The sequence below is a fragment of the Hydrogenophaga soli genome (assembly GCF_054777695.1).
The window spans coordinates 136,553-158,043 of sequence record NZ_BAAHAK010000003.1; the positions used below are offsets into that span (position 1 = coordinate 136,553).

Consider the following 21,491-nt stretch of genomic DNA (forward strand, 5'->3'; position numbering starts at 1 on the left):
CGGGGTCAGCCAGTCGTCACCACAGCGAAATGCGCAGGTAGAGCTGCATGACGATCAAACCCAATGCAAAACCCACACCAGCCGACACGATGTTGCGCAACAGGCGGTTGGTGCGGCGCTGCTCGGCCAGCAACTCCTTGAGGGTGTCGGCCTCGGGTTGGGCGCGCTGGCGCAACGCGTCGTGCAACAGACGCGGCAACGCGGGCAGCAGCTTGGCGTACTGCGGGGCCTCGGCCTTGATTTGCTGCCACAGGCGCTCTGGCCCCACCTGTTCCATCATCCATTTCTCAAGGAAAGGCTTGGCGGTGCTCCACAGGTCCAGGTCGGGGTCGAGCTGGCGGCCCAGGCCTTCGATGTTGAGCAGCGTCTTTTGCAGCAGCACCAGCTGCGGTTGGATTTCCACGTGGAAGCGGCGGGACGTCTGGAACAGGCGCATCAGCACCATGCCCAGGGAGATTTCCTTCAGCGGGCGGTCGAAATACGGTTCACACACGGCGCGGATGGCAGCCTCCAGCTCGTCCACCCGGGTGTCGGCGGGCACCCAGCCCGACTCGATGTGCAGTTGCGCCACGCGCTTGTAGTCGCGCTGGAAAAAGGCCGTGAAGTTCTGGGCCAGGTATTCCTTGTCGAACTCGGTGAGCGTGCCGACGATGCCAAAGTCCAGCGAGATGTAGCGCCCGAACGTGGCCGCGTTCAGGCTGACCTGGATGTTGCCTGGGTGCATGTCGGCATGGAAAAAGCCGTCGCGGAACACCTGGGTGAAGAAGATGGTCACCCCGTCGCGGGCCAGTTGCTTGAAGTCCACCCCGGCCTGGCGCAAGCGGTCGATCTGACCGATGGGCACGCCCTTCATGCGTTCCATCACCATCACGTCGGTGCGGCAGAAGTCCCAGAACATCTCGGGGATGATGACCAGGTTCAGGTCCTGCATGTTGCGGCGCAACTGGGCGGCGCTGGACGCCTCGCGCAGCAGGTCCAGTTCGTCGTGCAGGTATTTGTCGAACTCGGCCACCACCTCGCGGGGCTTGAGGCGCTTGCCGTCGGCAGACAGGCGCTCCACCCAGCCCGCCATCACACGCATCAGCGCCAGATCACTTTCGATGACCGGCAGCATGCCGGGGCGCAGCACCTTGACGGCCACCTCGCGCCCATTGGCCAAGGTGGCAAAGTGCACCTGCGCGATGGACGCACTGGCCACGGGTTCGCGGTCGAAAGTGGCGAACACCTGGTCCACCGGGCGGCCAAAGGCCTTTTCGATGGTGGCCACCGCAATGTCCGACGAGAACGGGGGCACGCGGTCTTGCAGCCGGGCGAGTTCGTCGGCAATGTCGGGCGGCATCAGGTCACGGCGGGTGGACAGCACCTGCCCGAACTTGACAAAGATGGGCCCCAACGACTCCAGGGCCAGCCGCAGCCGTTCGCCCCGGGGTCGGTCCAGGCGCCGACCCAGTGTCACCAGCCGGGTGAGACGGCGCAGCCAGGGGTGATCGAAGCTGGAGAGCACCAGCTCGTCCAGCCCGTGCCGCAACACCACCCACAGGATGAAGGCCCCGCGGAACCAGCGCATCATGCCTGGGCCGGGGGTTGTGCCCCCGGCTGCCAGCGTTGCCCGAACGAGCGCACGGCCAGGGCCGCAGCCTTGAGGCCACCCATCAGCCAATGGGCGGGGGCATCGCCCATCAGGCGGGCCAGGTCTTCTTCCACGTCCCAACGCAGGTTGTCCACCAGCCAGGCCACTTCTGACGCCAGTTGCACATCGCCCTCGATGCCCACGGCGGGCTTGTCGCCACGCGCCAGGGCTTCGACGATGGAGCCGATTTGCGTGTCGGTGAGGGTGACGGTGAGGTCGGCCGGGGCATGGGCCGTGTCGGGGGTGTAGGGGGCTGGACGCTCCAGCAAACCCGCGGGTGTGGCGCGCAGGCCCAGTTCAAAGCGGCCCCAGACCAGGCGGGCCGTCTTGCCCCGCTGACGCCGGATGCGTTCCTGCGCCACGGGTTCGGCCTGTACGATGTGGTTGAGCAACAGCACCACCCGGTTTTGCACCTCGTCCACCACCCACGGCGGGGGCTGGACCGAGTCCAACAGGTTCTGGAACAACGCGCCACCGGGCAACGACGACAGGGGTGGCAACGGCGGCAGGAAGGAAAGGGGCGGCGTCTTGTTCATAACCCCGCGATTCTGACCGATTGGCGCGACACCTTGGCGCGCCAGGGTCAGCCCGTGGACGTCACTGCAGGGCCTGAACGCCCGCCACCAGCCAGCCGCCAGGGCCGGCCTTGGGCCGGGTGATGTTCCACACCTCGCGGAACGGGTTGGGGCCCGCGGAGGCGTCTTCGCGGATCATGCCGGAGAACTCCACGCTGGCCATGTACTCGACCTCGGTCTCTTCGATGCCCAGCAGGCGGGCGTCGAGCATCACCACCTCGGTGACGTTGACGGCCCCCGGGGCCTGGCGCTCGCGGTCGGCCAGCTGGGCCTTGATCTGGTCCAGCATCTCGTCGGTCATCATGGCCCGCAGGCTGGGGATGTCCGCCCGGTCCCAGGCGGCCTGGAGGTTGACGAAATTGGTCTTGGATGCCTTCAGGAAGGCGTCCACGTCAAAGTCCTGGGGAATGCCCCAGGCCGATGCACTGGGCAGTGCGGAACCGATCAGGCTGCCGGGCGCCTCCTGGAAGCGGCTGGATTGAAACCCCGTGGTGTTGCGCTCCCAGGGACGGGCCGACGCGTCATTGCCCACGTTTTTGGGGCTGTAGTCCCGGGCCTGGTGCATGCCGCCCCCCGAAGCCGCCCCCTGATAGGCCAGCCCATCGGCGGACACGGCCTGGCGCTGCTGGCGAGACCGCATCCAGGCACCGACCACGCCCATCACCAGCAAGGCCAGCAAGCCCACCAGCAGCAGCTGGGCAAAACCCTCACCCAACCCCAGGGACGAGGCCAACCAAGCCAGACCCAGACCCGCCGCCAAGCCCCCCAGCATGGCCCCCCAGGGACGGCGCTGAGGTTGTGCCGCGGCCGGCGCACCCGCCGTGGCCGGGGCCGAAGCCGATTTGGTTGGAGCCGCGGCAGGGGCCACGGCCGGAGCAGGGGTCGATGCAGGCGCGTCTGCGCGCTGGGTGACATTGGAGGATTGCTTGCCCACCGAGCCACCGCCGCCCAGCCGTTTGGCTGCCAGCGCGGTGTCGGTGAACAACACCATGGACAGAGCAAACAAGAGGGACAGCAGTTTCATGGAGGTCTCCTGATCAGGTGTTCTTATGGGGGTCATCGGCCTGGGGCCTGCTTTTTGAATCCGGGGTTTCAGCATTTGATGCCGACGTGCAAGGCCACCACACCGCCGGTGAGGTTGTGCACGTCCACATGGCCGAAGCCCGCGGTTTTCATGAGGGCACGCAACTCTTCCTGCCCGGGGTGCATGCGGATGGACTCGGCCAGGTAACGGTAGCTGGCCTCGTCGTTGGCGATCCAGCCGCCAAGTTTGGGCAGCAGGTTGAAGGAGTACCAGTCGTAGGTTTTTTCCAGCGGCTTGGCCACGCGGGAGAACTCCAGCACCAGCAGCTTGCCGCCGGGCTTGAGGACGCGGCACATCTCCTTCAGGGCCAGGTCCTTGTGCGTCATGTTGCGCAGGCCGAAGGCCACCGACACCAGGTCGAACTGGCCGTCGGGGAACGGCAGTTGCTCCGCGTCGCACACCAGGGTGGGCAGCACCACGCCCTTGTCGAGCAGGCGGGCACGGCCTTCGCGCAGCATGGCTTCGTTGATGTCGGTGTGCACCACCCGCCCGGTGGGGCCCACGCGGGGGGCAAAGCCCAGCGACAAGTCACCCGTGCCCCCGGCAATGTCCAGCACCTGCTGGCCGGGGCGGACGTTGGCCACGGTGAGCGTGTAGGCCTTCCAGATGCGGTGCAGGCCCATGGACATGACGTCGTTCATCAGGTCGTACTTGGGCGCGACCGAATCGAACACGCCGCGGACCTTGCGGGCCTTCTCGCGTTCGTCAACCGTCTCGAAACCGAAATGGGTGGTGCTCATGGGGGCATTGTCCAACGTCAAGGGTGGCCGCAGCTGTGTCCACCCTTGGGGGGCATGGGGGTATCGCGGTCAACCCCGGCTGCGGCCAAGCGGTCGTTGTATTCCTGCCACAAATCGGCCTCGTGGCGGCCCAGTTGGTACAGGAGGTCCCAGGTGAAGATGCCGCTGTCGTGGCCGTCTGAAAACGTGGGTTGCACCGCGTAGTTGCCCACAGGTTCCAGCGCCACGATGTCCACCTGCCGCTTGCCGGTCTGCAGCACCTCCTGCCCGGGTCCGTGGCCCTGCACCTCGGCCGAGGGCGAGTAGACGCGCATCAGCTCGAAGGGGATGCGGAAGGTTTCTCCATTGCTGAAGCCCACCTCCAGCACACGGGACTGGCCGTGCAGCGTGAGGGACTCGGGCAACGGGGTGTCGGGCTTCAATCCGGCCATGGTCAACGCTCCTGGGAAAAGGTGGGGACAAAGAGGAAACGGCTCACCAGGGCAGCAGGCGCTGGCGCAACACCTCGTCCACGCGGGGCATCAGGTGCTCCAGCACGGACAGCTGGCCGGGTTCGACCGTGCGCTGCGCCTGGCCCCAGATGGGGGCGGGGAAATGGCTGTCCCAGTCGAAACGGGCAATGACGTGCCAGTGCAGGTGCGGCACCACATTGCCCAGCGCGGCCAGGTTGATCTTGGTGGGGTGCAGGTGCTCGCGCACGGTCCGCTCCACGGTGTTGACCACCCGCATGGCCTCGATCTGGTCGGCGTCGGACAGGTCGCTCCACTCCACCACATGGTCGTTCCAGACCACGCGGTACAGCGCAGGAAAACCGGGCTCCTGGGCCCGGATCACACGGCAGCGGTCCAGCCGCGCCACCAGCAGGCCACCATCGGCCTGGCACAAAGGACAAGGATTCACAGGAAACAAACTTTCAGACGGGGGCACCCGGCCCCTTACACCAGCACGCGTTCGATGCCCCCGGCATTGGCCCGGGCCACGTATTGCGGCATCCAGTCTTCGCCCAGGATGTGCCGAGCCATTTCGACCACGATGTAGTCGGCTTCCAGCAGGCCGTTTTGCAGGTCGTTGCCATAACGGGTCAGGCCTTGCAGGCAGCTGGGGCAGGATGTGAGGATCTTCACATTTTTGGCCTCTGCCGCTTTATTGGGTTGGCTTTGTTGCTGCAAATTCCGGAGTGACTGCTCGTTCTTGCGCAGCTCTTCTTCCTTGCGGAAACGCACCTGGGTGCTGATGTCGGGGCGGGTCACGCCCAGCGTGCCCGACTCGCCGCAGCAGCGCTTGGCCTCGATCACCTGCTCACCCACCAAGGCCTTGACGGTCTTCATGGGGTCTTGCTGCTTCATGGGGCTGTGGCAGGGGTCGTGGTAAAGGTAGCCACCGGCCCCGGGCTGATCGGCCCCGGGCAGGGTGATGCCTTTTTCCAGCAGGTACTCGTGGATGTCGACGATGCGGCAGCCAGGGAAGATCTTCTCGAACTGGTAACCCTGCAGCTGGTCGTAGCAGGTGCCGCAGCTCACCACCACGGTCTTGATGTCCAGGTAGTTGAGGGTGTTGGCCACGCGGTGGAACAGCACCCGGTTGTCGGTGATCATCTGCTCGGCCTTGTCGAACTGGCCGCTGCCGCGCTGCGGGTAGCCGCAGCACAGGTAACCCGGCGGCAGCACGGTCTGCACACCCGCGTGCCACAGCATGGCCTGGGTGGCCAGCCCCACCTGGCTGAACAGGCGCTCGGACCCGCAGCCGGGGAAGTAGAACACCGCCTCGGTCTCGGCCGTGGTGGCTTGCGGGTTGCGGATGATGGGGACGTAGTTGCGGTCCTCGATGTCCAGCAGCGCCCGCGCCGTGCGCTTGGGCAAGCCGCCCGGCAGCTTCTTGTTGATGAAGTGGATCACCTGCTCCTTGATGGGCGCGGTGCCCACGCTGGCAGGGGGCGCACTGGTCTGCTTGCGTGCGGCCAGCTTGAACACGTCGTGCGCCAGGCGCTGCACCTTCATGCCCACGCCCACCATGGCCGTGCGGGCCAGCTTGATGGTCTCGGGGTTGGTGGCGTTGAGCATGAACATGGCCGCGGCGTTGCCGGGGCGGAAGCTCTTTTGCCCCATCTTGCGCAGCAGGTTGCGCATGTTCATGGACACGTCGCCGAAGTCGATCTTGACCGGGCACGGCGAGAGGCACTTGTGGCAGACGGTGCAGTGGTCGGCCACGTCCTCGAACTCTTCCCAGTGCTTGATGCTGATGCCGCGGCGGGTCTGCTCCTCGTACAGGAAGGCCTCCACCAGCAGCGAGGTGGCCAGGATCTTGTTGCGCGGGCTGTAGAGCAGGTTGGCGCGGGGCACGTGGGTGGCGCACACGGGTTTGCACTTGCCGCAGCGCAGGCAGTCCTTGACGCTGTCGGCAATGGCGCCGATGTCGCTCTGCTGCATGATGAGCGACTCGTAACCCATCAGCCCGAAGCTGGGGGTGTAGGCGTGGCTCAGGTCGGCGTGGCGCACCAAATCATCAGAAAAATCAGCCTCCACCGCTTTACCTGAAAGCGAAGCGCGCTCCTTGTTTCGGAGCAACTTGCCTTTGTTGAAGCGCCCTTGCGGGTCCACACGCTGCTTGTACTGGGCAAACGGAGCCAGTTCCTCGTCGGTGAGGAACTCCAGCTTGGTGATGCCGATGCCGTGCTCGCCAGAGATCACGCCGTCCAGGCTGCGCGCCAGCACCATGATGCGGGCCACCGCCTCGTGGGCGGTTTGCAGCATGGCGTAGTCGTCGCTGTTGACGGGGATGTTGGTGTGCACGTTGCCGTCACCGGCGTGCATGTGCAGCGCCACCCACACCCGCCCCTTCAGCACCCGCTGGTGGATGGCGTTGCACGCCTCCAGCACCGGGGTGAAGGCGGACCCGGCAAAAATGCTTTGCAGCGGGCCGCGGATCTGGGTTTTCCAGCTGGCGCGCAGGCTGTGGTCCTGCAGCTGCGGGAACAGGCTTTCCACCTCGGCCAGCCAGTGGGCCCACTGGGCCTGCACGTCGCCGATCAGCGTCAGCGCCTGCTGCACGCGGTCTTCCAGCAGCTCGGCGCTGGCGATGTCGTTGGCGTCGTCGGTCTTGCCCAGCGGCAGGTCGCCCTTGCGGAAGAAGGCCAGCAGCTCGTCGGCCAGCTGCAGCTTGTTGCGCAGGCTCAACTCGATGTTGATGCGCTCGATGCCGTCGGTGTACTCGGCCATGCGGGGCAGCGGGATCACCACGTCTTCGTTCACCTTGAAGGCGTTGGTGTGCCTGCTGATGGCGGCGGTGCGCTTGCGGTCCAGCCAGAACTTCTTGCGGGCCTCGGGGCTGATGGCCACAAAACCCTCGCCACTGCGGCTGTTGGCAATGCGCACCACCTCGCTGGTGGCGCGGGCCACGGCGTCGGGGTCGTCGCCCACGATGTCGCCCACCAGCACCATCTTGGGCAGGCCGCCACGTTTGCTCTTGGTGGCGTAGCCCACGGCCTTCAGATAGCGGTCGTCCAGGTGCTCCAGGCCGGCCAGCAGAACCGGGGAGGGACCCGGTTCTCCCGATTCACCGCCACCAGGCGGCTTCATCAGGGTGAACATGAAGTCCTTGATCTCCACGATGCTGGGCACCGCGTTGCGCGCATGACCAAAAAACTCCAGGCACACCGTGCGGGTGTGGCTGGGCATGCGGTGCACCACCCAGCGGGCGCTGGTGATGAGGCCGTCGCAGCCTTCCTTTTGCACGCCAGGCAGGCCGCTCAGGAACTTGTCGGTCACGTCCTTGCCCAGGCCCTCCTTGCGGAAGCTGGGGCCAGGAATGTCCAGCCGCTCGGTGCGGATCAGGGTTTTGCCATCGGCTTCGAAGTACTTCAGCTCGAAGCTGGCCATGTCGGCGTCGTGGATCTTGCCCAGGTTGTGGCCGATGCGGGTGACCTCCAGCCACTGCGCCTCGGGGGTGACCATGCGCCAGCCGGCCAAGTTGTCCAGCGCCGTGCCCCACAGCACGGCCTTCTTGCCGCCCGCGTTCATGGCGATGTTGCCGCCCACGCATGAGGCTTCGGCACTGGTGGGGTCCACCGCAAACACATAACCTGCACGCTCGGCGGCATCGGCCACCCGCTGGGTGACCACACCGGCCTCGGTCCAGATGGTGGGCACCGGGTGGCCCACGCCGGGCAGGCTGACCTGCTCGACCTCGGTCATGGCCTCCAGCTTTTCGGTGTTGATGACGGCGCTCTGCCAGGTGAGCGGAATGGCCCCGCCGGTGTAGCCGGTGCCGCCCCCACGGGGCACGATGGTCAGCCCCAGGTCGATGCAGCCCTTGACCAGACCGGCCATTTCGGCCTCGGTGTCGGGCGTCAGCACCACAAACGGGTATTCCACCCGCCAGTCGGTGGCGTCGGTCACGTGGCTCACGCGGGAGAGGCCGTCGAACTTGATGTTGTCTTTGGCGGTGTACTTGCCCAGGGTGCGCACCACCTTCTGGCGCAGGCGGGCCATGTGGTCGAACTGCTGGGCAAACCGCTGCACGGCACCGCGGGCGGCATCGAGCAGTTGGGCCACCAGGGCGTCGCGTTCGGCGTCTTCACCCGGGGTGCGGCGCTTTTGCACCTCGGTCAGGCGGTGGTGCAGCGCCTCGGTCAGGGCGTTGCGGCGCTTGGGGTTGTCCAGCAGGTCGTCTTGCAGGTAGGGGTTGCGCTGCACCACCCAGATGTCGCCCAGCACCTCGTACAGCATGCGGGCCGAGCGGCCGGTGCGCCGCTCCTGGCGCAGCTGGTTGAGCACAGCCCAGGCCCCTTCGCCCAGCAGGCGAATGACGATTTCGCGGTCTGAGAACGAGGTGTAGTTGTACGGAATCTCGCGAAGCCGGGCGGGGGCTTCGTCCACAGGCTGCATCAGGTGCTGGAGGGGGGTGGGAGCATTCATGACCAGGGCCATTTCCGGGGAGCGCAACCCGGGCGGCAGACGAACTTTTGGGGGAGGGGGATGTTACCGCAGTGCAACATACACCCACCCGGGGCATGGAAACCCCCGATGACACTTGGCTGAAAGCCCGATGCAATGGTTTTGTCACATGAGCGGCATACGCTTGCCCCCGTTTGGCGGACGATGGTGCCCCCTGGCGAGCGACCGCCCCTTCTCCACAAGGACCCCTGACATGCAGATTCGACACACCCTGACCGCGGCCACCCTGGCCTGCGGTGCACTGATGGCCTCCAGCGCCCACGCACAGACCGAAATCCAGTGGTGGCACTCCATGGGCGGCGCCCTGGGCGAATGGGTGAACGACCTGGCCAAGGACTTCAACGCCAGCCAGAAGGACTACAAGATCGTGCCCACCTTCAAGGGCAGCTACGACGAGTCCATGACCGCCGCCATTGCCGCCTACCGTGCGGGCAATGCACCGGCCATCCTGCAGGTGTTTGAGGTGGGTACCGCCACCATGATGGCCAGCAAAGGGGCCATCGTGCCCGTGGCCGAGGTCATGAAAAAGGCCGGTGTGGCCTTCGACCCCGCCGCCTATGTGCCCGCCGTCTCCGGTTACTACACCGCCCCCAACGGCCAGATGCTGAGCTTCCCGTTCAACAGCTCCACCCCGGTGTTCCACTACAACAAGGACGCCTTCAAGGCCGCTGGCCTGGACCCCGAGAAGCCCCCCACCACCTGGCCCGAAGTGGCCTTGGCCGCGGCCAAGCTCAAGACCGCCGGCCACAAGTGCCCCTTCACCACCAGCTGGGTGAGCTGGACGCAGCTGGAGAGCTTCAGCGCCTGGCACAACACCCTGTTTGCCACCAAGAACAACGGTTTCGGTGGCCTGGACACCCGCCTGGCCTTCAACAGCCCGCTGCATGTGCGCCACATTGAAAACCTGGGCAACATGGCCAAGCAGGGTCTGTTCGTCTACAAGGGCCGGGGCAACGCAGCCGACGCCACCTTTGTGTCGGGCGAGTGCGCCATGATGACCGGCTCGTCCGCGCTGTACGGCAACGTCAAGCGCAACGGCAAGTTCGGCTATGGCATTGGCACCCTGCCCTACTACCCCGATGTGCAGGGCGCACCGCAGAACACCGTGATCGGCGGGGCCAGCCTGTGGGTCATGTCGGGCAAGAAGGACGCCGAATACAAGGGCGTGGGCCAGTTCTTCGCCTACCTGTCCAAGCCTGAAGTGGCCGCCGCCAGCCACCAGCGCACGGGTTACCTGCCCGTCACCAAAGCCTCTTTCGAGCTGACCGACAAGGCCGGTTTCTACAAGCAGAACCCGGGCACCGACGTGTCGGTGAACCAGATGATCCGCAAGACCACCGACAAGTCGCGGGGGGTTCGCCTGGGCAACTTCGTGCAGATCCGCACCATCGTGGACGAAGAGATGGAAGGCGTCTGGAGTGGCAAGAAGGGGCCGCAGGAGGCGCTGGACTCGGCGGTCAAGCGCGGCAACGAACAGCTGGAGCGCTTCGAAAAAGCCAACAAGTCCTGAGCCAGGGGCCGCGCTGGCGGCCTTGATCCCCCCCTTCAACACCCACAGCCCTGGCGGCTTGGGTGTTTTGTGTTTTGCGGGGCTGTGAGCCCTTCCCTCTCCTGCCTGGACGGTTTCCCCTCATGGAAAAACGTGTTCGCTTTCGGTCGTGGTGGCTGCCCTGGGTGCTGATCGCGCCGCAGATGGCCATCGTGCTGGTGTTCTTTTTCTGGCCCGCGGGCCAGGCGCTCTACCAAAGCCTGCTGCAACAGGACGCCTTTGGCACCAGCACCGAGTTTGTGGGTTTGGAGAACTTTGCGCGGCTGTTCGCCGACGCAGGCTACCTGGATTCGTTCAAGACCACGGCGGTGTTCTCGCTGCTGGTGGCCTGCATCGGCCTGAGCCTGTCGCTGTTGCTGGCCGTCATGGCCAACCGCGTGGTGCGCGGAGCGGGGTTCTACAAGACGCTGCTGATCTGGCCTTACGCCGTGGCCCCCGTGGTGGCCGGTGTGTTGTGGCTGATGATGTTCGCCTCCCCCTACGGCGTGGTGGCCTACGCGTTCAAGGCCATGGGGCTGGAATGGGACCACCTGCTCAACCCCAACCATGCCATGGCGCTGATCGTGATGGCGGCGGTGTGGAAGCAGATTTCCTACAACTTCCTGTTCTTCCTGGCCGGGTTGCAGAGCATTCCCAAGTCGCTCATCGAGGCCGCGGCCATTGACGGGGCATCACCCTGGCGGCGGTTCTGGACCATCGTGTTCCCGCTGCTGTCACCCACCACCTTTTTCCTGCTGGTCATCAACGTGATCTACGCGTTTTTCGACACCTTTGCCATCGTCGATGCAGCCACGCACGGCGGACCGGGCAAGGACACGGCCATCCTGGTCTACAAGGTGTATTACGACGGCTTCAAGGCACTGGACATGGGCGGATCGGCAGCCCAGTCGGTCATCCTCATGGGCATCGTCATCGCCTTGACGGTGGTGCAGTTCCGCTTTGTCGAGAAGAAAGTGCAGTACTGACATGTTGACCCCCACGCTCCCTCTGGTCGCTGCCCCCCAAGGGGGTCGGCCTTTCTCGGGACGGCCCAGCGAAAGGCCGCTGCCATGATCGAACGACGCCCCTGGCTCACCCTGCTGGCCCACTGCATCCTCATCGTGGGGGTGTTGGTGGTGGCGTTTCCGGTGCTGGTCACGCTGATCGGCTCCACCCAGACGGCCGAGCAGATTTCCAGCAGCCACCCGCTGTCGCTCTGGCCCGGCAGCAACGTGTGGGAAAGCTACCGCCTGGCGCTGTTGGGTGGCAAGACCAGCGGGGGCAGCACCATTGCCCCCGTGCTGCCCATGCTGTGGGTCAGCTTTGTCAGCGCCATGACCATCGCGGTGGGCAAGATCGCCATTTCGCTGCTGTCAGCGTTTGCCATCGTGTACTTCCGCTTCCCGCTGCGCAGCCTGGTGTTCTGGATGATCTTCGTCACGCTGATGCTGCCGGTGGAGGTGCGCATTGGCCCCACCTACGAGGTGGTGTCCAACCTGAAAATGCTCAACACCTATGCGGGCCTGACGGTGCCGCTGATCGCCTCGGCCACGGCCACCTTCCTGTTCCGCCAGTTTTTCCTGACCGTGCCCGACGAGCTGGCCGAGGCCGCCCGCATCGACGGGGCCGGGCCCATGCGCTTTTTCTGGGACGTGCTGCTGCCGCTGTCCAAGACCAGCATGGCGGCGCTGTTCGTCATCCAGTTCATCTACGGCTGGAACCAGTACCTGTGGCCGCTGCTGGTCACCACCGACGAAACCATGTACCCGGTGGTGCTGGGCATCAAGCGGGCCATCTTCGGCGAGGTGTACACCGAATGGAACGTGGTCATGGCCACGGCCATCATCGCCATGGTGCCCCCCGCGGTGGTGGTGATGCTGATGCAGAAATGGTTTGTCAAAGGCCTGGTGGACACCGAGAAGTGATTCCACCCAAAAATCAACAACAAAATTTGCCTCTACCGCTTTACATATAAGCGTAAGCAGCTATCAAAATCATGGCATCCATCTCTTTTCGCAATGTCGTCAAACGCTATGGCCACGGCCCCAAGGCCGTGCCGGTGATCCACGGCCTGAACGCCGAGGTGGCGGATGGCGAGTTCATCGTCATCGTCGGCCCGTCGGGCTGCGGCAAGTCCACGCTGATGCGCATGGTGGCGGGCCTGGAGGACATCACCAGTGGCGACATTGCCATCGGCCCCCGGGTGGTCAACACGCTGGAGCCGGCCGAGCGCGACATCGCCATGGTGTTCCAGAACTACGCGCTCTACCCCCACATGAGCGTGTTCGACAACATGGCCTACGGTCTGAAGATCCGCAAGACCCCGGTGGAGGAGATCAAGCGCCGCGTGGACAAGGCCGCCGCCATCCTGGAGCTGGGCCACCTGCTGGAACGCAAGCCACGCGAACTGTCGGGCGGCCAGCGCCAGCGCGTGGCCATGGGCCGGGCCATCGTGCGCGAGCCGCAGGTGTTCCTGTTTGACGAACCGCTGTCCAACCTGGACGCCAAGCTGCGCGCCCAGACCCGGCTGGAAATTGAAAAGCTGCACCGCGAGCTGCGCATCACCAGCCTGTTTGTCACCCACGACCAGGTCGAGGCCATGACCCTGGCGCACCGCATGATCGTGATGAACGGCGGCCACATGGAGCAGTTCGGCACGCCCGAGGAGGTGTACGCCCGCCCCGCCACCACCTTTGTAGCCAGCTTCATCGGCTCGCCGCCCATGAACCTGCTCAAAAACGCCCCCGGCACCCGCCCCGGCCACCTGCTGGGCATCCGCCCCGAGCACCTGGACCTGACACCGGACCAAGGCTGGGCGGTCACGGTGGAAACGGTGGAACTGCTGGGGGCCGAACGGCTGGTGTACGCCCGCCTGAATGGCGAGGCGCTCATCATCCGCATGGACGAGGCCCAGCCCGCCCCCGCCCTGGGCAGCACGGTGCACGTGACCCCACGCCCCAACCGCGTCCACCACTTTGATGCGGACAGCGGGCGGCGCATCGACACCGAGTCGGCATGAGCCCCGCAGACACACCCTGCAAGCCCGAACGCTTCACCGGGCAATGCCAATGCGGGCAGGTGGTCTACGAAGTCACCGGCCAGTCGGCCACGCTGTTTGCCTGCCACTGCACCGAGTGCCAGCGCCAGTCGTCCAGTGCGTTTGGCATGGCGCTGTGGATCGAAAATCCCGTGGTGCAGTTGCACCAGGGTGAACTGGCCGAGTGGGTGCGAACCACCCCATCAGGCCAACGGCTGGCCGGGCGTTTCTGCCCGCAATGCGGCACACGGCTGTTTCACCAAGCCTTGGGGCAACACCGCTTCCTCAGCATCAAGCCCGGCACCCTCGACGACACCCGCGGCTTGTCGCCGGTGGGCCACCTGTGGACCCAAAGCAAACAAGCCTGGGTCCAATTGCCCGAAGGCAGCCTGTGCTACGCGCAGAACCCGCCCTCGTTCGAGGCGCTGATCCAACGCTGGCAAGAATCTCGAACCGCCCCTGACGCATGACCGCCCCCCTGCCCTCAAGCCCCTGGCCCTACCCCCGCTGGATCGCCCACCGCGGCGCGGGCAAGCTGGCCCCCGAGAACACCCTGGCTGCCTTCCGGCTGGGCGCATCGCATGGCTACCGCATGTTTGAATGTGACGCCAAGCTCAGCGCCGATGGCGTGCCCTTCCTGCTGCATGACGCCACGCTGGAACGCACCACCAACGGGCACGGCGTGGCGGGCACCCGGCCCTGGGCCACACTGAGCCAACTGGACGCCGGGCAATGGCATTCCCGCGCCTTTGCGGGCGAGCCCCTGCCCACGCTGGAGGCGTTGGCACGCTACTGCCTGGCCAACGGCTTTGCCTTGAACGTGGAAATCAAACCCACCCCGGGGCAGGAAGCCGACACGGGCCGTGTGGTGGCCCGCACCCTGCAAACGCTGTGGGCCACTCAGGCCGAAAGCGCTCCGCATCGGCTGGACGCCCAACGTCCGCCATGCCCCCCCTTGCTCACGTCGTTCCAACCTGACAGCCTGGCCGCCGCACAAGCCACGGCCCCCGAGCTGCCCCGCGGCCTGCTGCTGGACACGCTGTGGAGCGGTTGGCTGGACCGCGCCCAGGCACTGGGCTGCGTGGCCGTGGTCTGCAACCACGCGCTGTGGTCAGCCGACACGGTGGCGCAGGTTCACGCCGCAGGCATGCGCTGCCTGAGCTACACCGTCAACGACGAATGGGCCGCGCAGCGGCTGTGGGACCTGGGCACCGACGGCATCATCACCGACCGGGTGGACCTGTTCAGCCCTGTGGGCTGAGCGACGCGAGAACACGCACCCCCGCGCCGGGTGCACTCAACGCCGGGTGCGCCAGGCTGCCAGCAGGCCCAGGCTCAGCACCAGAGCGGTGTAGGTCAGCATCTTGCCGTCACGCTCCAGCAAGGCCAGCCCCAGCATCAGCACCGCGCCCCCCACGGCGGTGTGCTGCGCCCAGGCCGCGGCCAACTGCCGCATCCAGCTTGGCCCGCCGCCCTGCCGCCGGTGTGCCAGCACCTCGGCCACGCCCATCAACAGCCCCACGCCACAGGCGGGTGCCAGGAAATTCAGCAGGTGGGTGAGGGCCAGTGTCGAGGTCATGCTCCGAAATTTTATAATTCGCACTCGCTCAACCGCCCACCCCCTACCAAATCCTCATCCATGGCCGTCTGGGCACTTGGCATCAACCACCACACCGCACCGCTGGACTTGCGAGGCCGTTTTGCGTTTGCCATCGACCGGGTGCCCGAAGTCCTGAGCGGTTTGCGCCAGACCGTGGCCCGCCAGCCCGAGGCCACGCTGCTGTCCACCTGCAACCGCACCGAGGTGTACTGCGCCAGCGAGCACGACAGCATCGAGCCCACGCTGCACTGGCTGGCCCAGACCGGTGGCGTCAGCCCGCAAACCCTGCTGGAACACAGCTACACCCTGCAAGGGGACCAGGTGGCCCGCCATGCCTTCCGTGTGGCCAGCGGGCTGGACAGCATGGTGCTGGGCGAAGCCCAGATCCTGGGTCAGCTGAAAGACGCGGTGCGCGCCGCCGAACAGGCCGGGGCCCTGGGCACCACGTTGCACCAGCTGTTCCAGCGCTCGTTTGCGGTGGCCAAGCAGGTGCGCACCTCCACCGAGATCGGGGCGCACTCCATCAGCATGACGGCGGCGGCCGTGCGGCTGGCAGGCCAATTGTTCGAAGACCTGAAGGACATCCGCGTGCTGTTCGTCGGCGCGGGCGAAATGATCGAGCTGGCCGCGACCCACTTCGCGGCCAAAAACCCCAAAAGCATGGCCATTGCCAACCGCACGCTGGAGCGCGGCGAGGCACTGGCCGCCCGTTTCGGCGCCGAAGTGCTGCGCCTGTCAGACATTCCGGACCGGTTGCCTGAATTCGATGCCGTGGTCAGCTGCACCGCCAGCACCCTGCCCATCATCGGGCTGGGCGCGGTGGAACGGGCGCTGAAAAAGCGCCGTCACCGCCCCATGTTCATGGTCGATCTGGCCGTGCCGCGCGACATCGAGCCCGAGGTCAAGGCCCTGGACGACGTCTACCTGTACACCGTGGACGACCTCGCCAGCGTGGTGCAGACCGGCAAGGAAAACCGCCAGGCCGCGGTGGCCCAGGCCGAGGCCATCATCGACGCTGGGGTGAAAAGCTTCATGCACTGGATGGACCAGCGCGACCCACGCCGTGGCGGTGTGGTCCCACTCATCCAGCAGCTCAACGCCCAGACCGATGCCTGGCGCGAGGCCGAACTGGCCCGTGCCCGCAAACTGCTGGCCAAGGGTGAACCCGTGGACGCTGTGCTGGAAGCCCTGGCCCGCGGCCTCACCCAGAAAATGATGCACGGCCCGCTGGCCGAGCTGCACGCGGGTGACGCCGACGCCCGCGCCGCCACCGCCCACACCCTGTCGCGGCTGTTCCTGCGCTCCGACGGGCGCGACAACCGCCGCTAGCCCCTTCGGCCCGTGCCCGTCCGGCTCGGTCCCTGCGTGCACGCAGCAGGCCTGGGCCGGTACTGCAAGCCTTTGTTGCCCGCCCATGAAACCCTTCATCCGCCACACCCTTGAACGCCATCGGCTGCGCCTGCACGAACTGGATGCGCTGCTGAGCGCACACGACGTGGTGTCTGACCTGGAGCGCTTCAAACGCCTCACCCGTGAACACGCCGACGCCCAGACCGTGGCCGACGCCTACGACCGCTACCGCCAGCGGGAAGCCGACCTGGCCGCTGCCCTCGAACTGGCCCACGACCCCGACCCCGAACTGGCGGCCATGGGCACAGAAGAACAAGCCCAGGCGCAGGCCGACCTGGACGCGCTGGACCAGCAGTTGCAACTGCTGCTGTTGCCCAAGGACCCGGACGACGAACGCCCGGCCTTCCTCGAAATCCGCGCCGGGACGGGCGGGGACGAATCCGCGCTGTTTGCCGGTGACCTGGCCCGCATGTACACCCGTTATGCCGCCACCCAAGGCTGGCAGGTGGAGCTGGTGAGCGAGTCTCCGTCCGAGTTGGGGGGCTACAAGGAGGTGGTGTTTCGCCTCTCAGGCCATGGCGTCTATGGCAAGCTGCGGTTTGAATCGGGCGGGCACCGCGTGCAGCGGGTTCCGGCCACTGAAACCCAGGGCCGCATCCACACCAGTGCCTGCACCGTGGCCGTGATGCCCGAGCCCGACGAGGCCCAGGCGATTGCCCTCAACCCAGCCGAACTGCGCATCGACACCTTCCGCGCCAGTGGTGCGGGCGGGCAGCACATCAACAAGACCGACTCGGCCGTGCGCGTCACCCACCTGCCCACCGGCCTCACCGCCGAGTGCCAGGACGGGCGCAGCCAGCACAGCAACAAGGCGAGGGCCCTGCAGGTGCTGCAAGCCCGCCTGCAAGAAAAGGACCGCAGCGAACGCGCCGCGAAGGACGCCGCCTTGCGCAAAGACCTGGTGGGCAGCGGCGACCGCTCGGACAAGATCCGCACCTACAACTTCCCCCAAAGCCGCCTGACCGACCACCGCATCAACCTGACGCTGTACAAACTGCAACAGGTGATGGACGGCGACTTGGAAGACGTGGTCCATGGCTTGCAAGTGGCTCGTGGTGCCGAGCAGCTGGCAACTCTGGAGAAGCAGGCGGCGGTGTAAAGACAACAACTCCTTTTTCCACTCACCGCACACCCCACAAAAAAGCCCACCGAAGTGGGCTTTTTCTCTATCAACAATCAGAGCGCATTGGTACAGACAGCAGATGTACCAAACGGGCTGACCAAGTTGGGGGGGGTCGTCGACTGAGAGGTAACGTCAGCAGTCAACACCGGCAACAAGAACGGCAAGGTTTGTACCGACTCCGTGCCCGCCACGGTGGCCCGCGCTGTGATTTTGACCTTGGCCCACCATGCCAAGTTCTTGCCATACAACAGGTTGAAAGTTGCGATGCCGTTGGAGTCCGTGGTCACGGAGCTGGGAGCCAGACTGGCCACCCCACCAGGGGTCAGCTTGCCGTCGTTGTTCGCAATGCCTACCGCGGTGTCCTCACCCGAATCCAGCACCCCATTCAAGTTGAGGTCTTCGTTCAAACAGCTTGCGGTGATGCTTTGGACCCACACCGAACTGACGGCACTCCAAGACAGTGAACCCTTGTAATAAGCGCTGCCGTCCCCCTGGGGCATGGCCGTTTGGGACAAGGTGACCGTTTGGTTAGCCACTGCAGCTCCGCTGGCATCTGTCACATAGACCGAAAATGGCATGCTGTAAGTCGAGGCGTTGTACACCTGAACGGTGTTGCCAAAGCCAATTTTGATGAACAACGCCTTGCCACTCACGGTCAACGTGGCAGTGGCATTGACTGCGGCGTTGGATGCCATGGCTGCGGTGATGCTCACACCGTTGTTGGCCGACGTACCGGCACCAGAAATGTAGTTCACTTGCGCCAAGCCGTTGCTATCCGTGGTGGCAGTACCGGCAGACAAAGTCCCGCCACTGGTATCCGTCAGGGTGAAATTAACTTGCTGACCCGATACCAAATTGCCAGTGGCATCCCGTGCCACGGCCTGCACCGCGGCTTGGTTGGTGGTGCTACCGGAACTGTTGGGTGCCACGGTACTGGGGTTGATCTGCAGGTTCAACGCAGCAGCTGTGGTGGCCTGGAAAGTCACCGGCAATGTCGCGGAAACCGAGTCAGACAGCACCTGCGCCGTGATCGTGGCAGACCCCGCCGTAGTTGAACTGATGTTGACCGTGGCCACGCCGCTGGCGTCGGTAATGGCAGTACCAGCCGACATAGTGCCTCGAGTGGTCGAGAACGTCACCGTTTTGCCGGGAACCCCAACACCTGCACTGAGGTATGTCACAGTCACAGCGGTGCTGGCTCCTACGTTGATGGCACTGTTGGCCGTCGGTGCTGTGATCGAGAAATTGACCGCAGACACCGTCACCGCCAAGGACGACGTGGCCCCCAAGCCCGTGACTTTCAGCGTCTCGCTGCCGGCGGTGACTGGTGTATAGGTGAAGGTCGCACTCCCACTGGAATCGGTGGTCAACGCCGTCGAAGAAACCGTGTTACCCAGTGTGGATGACACCGTCAACGCAGCCCCCCCGATCGCGGTCCCAGCCGAGTCCTTGGCATACACTGTGTACGTGGAGGCCCCTGAACCAGACACCAGAGAAGTGCTCCCGCTCAACGTCAGCGTTGTACCTTGAACCGCCACAGTCAAGGTTTGCGTCACGGTGCCCGCCTTGGCCGTGACGGTGATGGTCCGCTGAGCTTTGTTGCTACCGGCGCTCAAGGTACCCGAAACCGTCCCGGAGGACGACGTGGTGGTGGATGACACAGCCAACAAGCCCGACGACGCACTCAAAATCACCGTTTCTCCAACCATGGCGACGTTGTTGGCATCTTTTGCTACCGCAGTGATCGTCGCAGTGCCACCGCTGGAATTGATGGATGCCGCCGTAGTGGTCAGTTCCAAAGTGGCCACATTGGTACTCCCAGTACCACTGGTAGAAGTGACCGTCACGGCCAGAGACAAAGTGGCTCCAGCAGAGTCCATCAGCTTAATCGTCGCCGTTCCTTTGGCCACAGGTGTCAAAGTCAGCGCCGATCCCGATACGGATGTTGTGACCACGGACGTATCACTGGAACTGGCCGCGTAAGGTGCCGTCCCCCCCCCCATGGTGAAAGAACGGGGCGTTCCCCCTTGCATGGACACACTGGACGGTGCATCGGAATAGAACGCCTGCGAACCCGATGAGCCACCGCCGCCAACCGTGACTGCAACAGACACCGCGGTGCCCACCGAATCCATCAGACTGACGGTTGCCGTGCCCGCTGCCACTGGGGTAAAGGTCACAGAAGACCCCGTCACAGATGTACTCACCACACCAGTGTTGCTGGAGGTTGCCGTATACGGGGCCACTCCTCCAGACATTGTGAATGTTCGAGGCGAACCAACTTGCATGGACAGCGTAGCCGGAGCGGTCGTAAATAGCGCTGTGGTACTGCTGCCCGAGGTGACTTTCACCTTCACCTTGACGGTGTTGTTTGCCGAGTCGGTAACCGCCACATCCATCTCCGCGACTTGCAGTGCGGTCAGCACCACCACATCGGAGCCGCGCCATGCGACACTGAGGGCTTGGGGAAAAGTTGAAACCACGGTGTAAGGCGCGGCACCCCCAGTCACCCGCACTTGGGCTTGTTCCCCGACTGGCAAGGAGATGTCAGTTGCACTCAAAGTCAAGGCCGTGTTTGCCGTGGTTGTCCCCGGGCTCCCACCACCACCACCACAGGCCGCCATCAGACTGGCAACCATCCAAATCATCCAAAGTTTGAACCAGCGCATCATCGTTTCGCCCCATTCATCACAGCGTCCCCGGCGGGCACGCACACTTGCGGGGCATCATAGCGGACTCATGAAGTAAACCCAGATCGCCCATTACAGGAACAACGCTCGGGGGGCACCTTTGTTCTGCGCAGACAACACTGTTTCGCCGTTTTGCACAGGCACCCCGCTCATGAAATCTTGCGTTGACACCCCATCGACAAGGACGGCCCCATGCCCGAAACCATTGCACATCATTTGAGGCAGGCTCAGCATGTCGGTCTGACCCCATTAGAGGCCGACATCCTGATGTTGCAGTCATGTACCCAGGACCTGAACAACCGAGCTTGGCTACGCTTGGCGGCTTGCCAATCCCTTTCCACTGAAGCCGCCCACCAATTCACAGTTTTTTGCCAACGAAGATTGAATGGTGAACCGGTGGCATACATCACCGGACACAAAGAGTTCTATGGACTGGATCTGAGCATCAACACCAGTGTTCTGGACCCCCGCCCCGACACCGAATGTTTGGTGGACTGGGCACTGGAGGTTTTGCCTGCGCCCGCGTCCGCACCCCACCCCCTTAGCCTGGCCGACCTGGGCACCGGCAGCGGAGCCATTGCGCTGGCTGTGGCCGGACAGCGGCCCGATGTGTCCGTGTGGGCGGTGGATGCCAGTGCCGATGCCCTGGCCGTGGCCTCCCACAACGCACAGCGCCTGCAACTGCCGGTGACCTTCTTTCTGGGCAGCTGGTTGCAGCCCCTGGTGGACCATTCCATCCAGGTGGACGTGCTGGTGTCCAACCCGCCGTATATCCGAGAAGATGACCCGCACCTGCCCGCCCTGGTGCACGAGCCTCGACAGGCACTGGTCAGCGGCACAGACGGTCTGGACGACATCCGCCACATCGTGACCCACGCACCGCAGGTGCTGAAACCCGGTGGCTGGCTGCTGTTTGAACACGGCTTTGACCAGGCCGATGCGGTGGCACAGCTGTTGACGCAACGCGGGTTCGAATCCGTCCAATCGAGAAAAGACCTTGCAGGCCATCTGCGTTGCACCGGCGGACAGTGGCCCCGAGCCGCCAAACCCTGATAATTCCCGTTTTTGGTGGAAACCCTGAGAACAGGGCATCACCATCGTGACCAACCCGGGGCCTGCATG

General features: G+C 64.8%; 18 protein-coding genes. 9 read left to right on the plus strand and 9 right to left on the minus strand.

The window, feature by feature from the left end:
* Positions 1–16: 16 nt before the first annotated feature.
* The 7 genes from ubiB to ACYVB7_RS06515 form a co-directional block, all read right to left on the minus strand.
* Positions 17–1,570, minus strand: coding sequence for a ubiquinone biosynthesis regulatory protein kinase UbiB (ubiB, locus tag ACYVB7_RS06485; RefSeq protein ID WP_460505881.1), 1,554 nt, complete (start codon positions 1,568–1,570; stop codon positions 17–19).
* The gene (locus ACYVB7_RS06490) at positions 1,567–2,166 is read right to left on the minus strand and encodes a hypothetical protein (protein WP_460505882.1); all 600 of its coding nucleotides are present in this window, start codon (positions 2,164–2,166) and stop codon (positions 1,567–1,569) included. The genes ubiB and ACYVB7_RS06490 overlap by 4 nt, the downstream gene beginning before the upstream one ends.
* A gap of 61 nt (positions 2,167–2,227) precedes the next feature.
* On the minus strand, positions 2,228–3,229 hold the full coding sequence (locus ACYVB7_RS06495; RefSeq protein ID WP_460505883.1) for a Tim44 domain-containing protein: 1,002 nt from the start codon (positions 3,227–3,229) through the stop codon (positions 2,228–2,230).
* 68 nt (positions 3,230–3,297) lie between these two features.
* Positions 3,298–4,029 (minus strand): class I SAM-dependent methyltransferase, encoded by a 732-nt coding sequence (gene ubiE, locus ACYVB7_RS06500; RefSeq protein WP_460505884.1) that lies wholly within the window; start codon positions 4,027–4,029, stop codon positions 3,298–3,300.
* A 17-nt stretch (positions 4,030–4,046) separates the two neighbouring features.
* Positions 4,047–4,460 (minus strand): gamma-butyrobetaine hydroxylase family protein, encoded by a 414-nt coding sequence (locus ACYVB7_RS06505; RefSeq protein WP_460505885.1) that lies wholly within the window; start codon positions 4,458–4,460, stop codon positions 4,047–4,049.
* 43 nt (positions 4,461–4,503) lie between these two features.
* Positions 4,504–4,929 carry an HIT family protein gene (locus ACYVB7_RS06510; protein WP_460505886.1) on the minus strand — a complete coding sequence of 142 codons (426 nt, stop codon included), beginning with the start codon at positions 4,927–4,929 and terminating at the stop codon, positions 4,504–4,506.
* Between the two features lie 35 nt (positions 4,930–4,964).
* Positions 4,965–8,942 carry a DUF3683 domain-containing protein gene (locus tag ACYVB7_RS06515; RefSeq protein ID WP_460505887.1) on the minus strand — a complete coding sequence of 1,326 codons (3,978 nt, stop codon included), beginning with the start codon at positions 8,940–8,942 and terminating at the stop codon, positions 4,965–4,967.
* 232 nt (positions 8,943–9,174) lie between these two features.
* Between ACYVB7_RS06515 and ugpB the strand changes: the two genes are divergently transcribed.
* The 6 genes from ugpB (at position 9,175) to ugpQ (ending at position 14,807) form a co-directional block, all read left to right on the plus strand.
* The gene (gene ugpB / locus ACYVB7_RS06520) at positions 9,175–10,491 is read left to right on the plus strand and encodes a type 2 periplasmic-binding domain-containing protein (protein WP_460505888.1); all 1,317 of its coding nucleotides are present in this window, start codon (positions 9,175–9,177) and stop codon (positions 10,489–10,491) included.
* A 122-nt stretch (positions 10,492–10,613) separates the two neighbouring features.
* A complete protein-coding gene (ugpA, locus tag ACYVB7_RS06525; protein ID WP_460505889.1) occupies positions 10,614–11,495 on the plus strand; it encodes an ABC transporter permease in 882 nt (293 codons plus the stop codon).
* Between the two features lie 84 nt (positions 11,496–11,579).
* Positions 11,580–12,434 carry an ABC transporter permease gene (gene ugpE / locus ACYVB7_RS06530; protein WP_460505890.1) on the plus strand — a complete coding sequence of 285 codons (855 nt, stop codon included), beginning with the start codon at positions 11,580–11,582 and terminating at the stop codon, positions 12,432–12,434.
* Positions 12,435–12,505: 71 nt separating this feature from the next.
* Positions 12,506–13,528: a sn-glycerol-3-phosphate import ATP-binding protein UgpC gene (locus ACYVB7_RS06535; RefSeq protein ID WP_460505891.1), complete on the plus strand. Its 1,023-nt coding sequence runs from the start codon at positions 12,506–12,508 to the stop codon at positions 13,526–13,528.
* Positions 13,525–14,016 carry a GFA family protein gene (locus ACYVB7_RS06540; RefSeq protein ID WP_460505892.1) on the plus strand — a complete coding sequence of 164 codons (492 nt, stop codon included), beginning with the start codon at positions 13,525–13,527 and terminating at the stop codon, positions 14,014–14,016. The genes ACYVB7_RS06535 and ACYVB7_RS06540 overlap by 4 nt, the downstream gene beginning before the upstream one ends.
* Positions 14,013–14,807, plus strand: a complete 795-nt coding sequence (gene ugpQ / locus ACYVB7_RS06545) for a glycerophosphoryl diester phosphodiesterase (RefSeq protein WP_460505893.1) — start codon at positions 14,013–14,015, stop codon at positions 14,805–14,807. The genes ACYVB7_RS06540 and ugpQ overlap by 4 nt, the downstream gene beginning before the upstream one ends.
* Positions 14,808–14,843: 36 nt before the next feature.
* On the opposite strand, the gene ACYVB7_RS06550 is transcribed toward ugpQ, so the two are convergent.
* Positions 14,844–15,125, minus strand: coding sequence for a hypothetical protein (locus tag ACYVB7_RS06550; RefSeq protein WP_460505894.1), 282 nt, complete (start codon positions 15,123–15,125; stop codon positions 14,844–14,846).
* 60 nt (positions 15,126–15,185) lie between these two features.
* On the opposite strand from ACYVB7_RS06550, the gene hemA reads away from it, so the two are divergent.
* Positions 15,186–16,475: a glutamyl-tRNA reductase gene (gene hemA, locus ACYVB7_RS06555; protein WP_460505895.1), complete on the plus strand. Its 1,290-nt coding sequence runs from the start codon at positions 15,186–15,188 to the stop codon at positions 16,473–16,475.
* Positions 16,476–16,560: 85 nt separating this feature from the next.
* Complete coding sequence (prfA, locus tag ACYVB7_RS06560; RefSeq protein WP_460505896.1) at positions 16,561–17,655, plus strand: peptide chain release factor 1; 1,095 nt, start codon at positions 16,561–16,563, stop codon at positions 17,653–17,655.
* A gap of 77 nt (positions 17,656–17,732) precedes the next feature.
* On the opposite strand, the gene ACYVB7_RS06565 is transcribed toward prfA, so the two are convergent.
* Entirely contained in the window at positions 17,733–20,318 is a 2,586-nt protein-coding gene (locus tag ACYVB7_RS06565; RefSeq protein WP_460505898.1) for a beta strand repeat-containing protein, read from the minus strand.
* 243 nt (positions 20,319–20,561) lie between these two features.
* On the opposite strand from ACYVB7_RS06565, the gene prmC reads away from it, so the two are divergent.
* A complete protein-coding gene (prmC, locus tag ACYVB7_RS06570) occupies positions 20,562–21,422 on the plus strand; it encodes a peptide chain release factor N(5)-glutamine methyltransferase (protein WP_460505899.1) in 861 nt (286 codons plus the stop codon).
* Positions 21,423–21,491 lie beyond the last annotated feature (69 nt).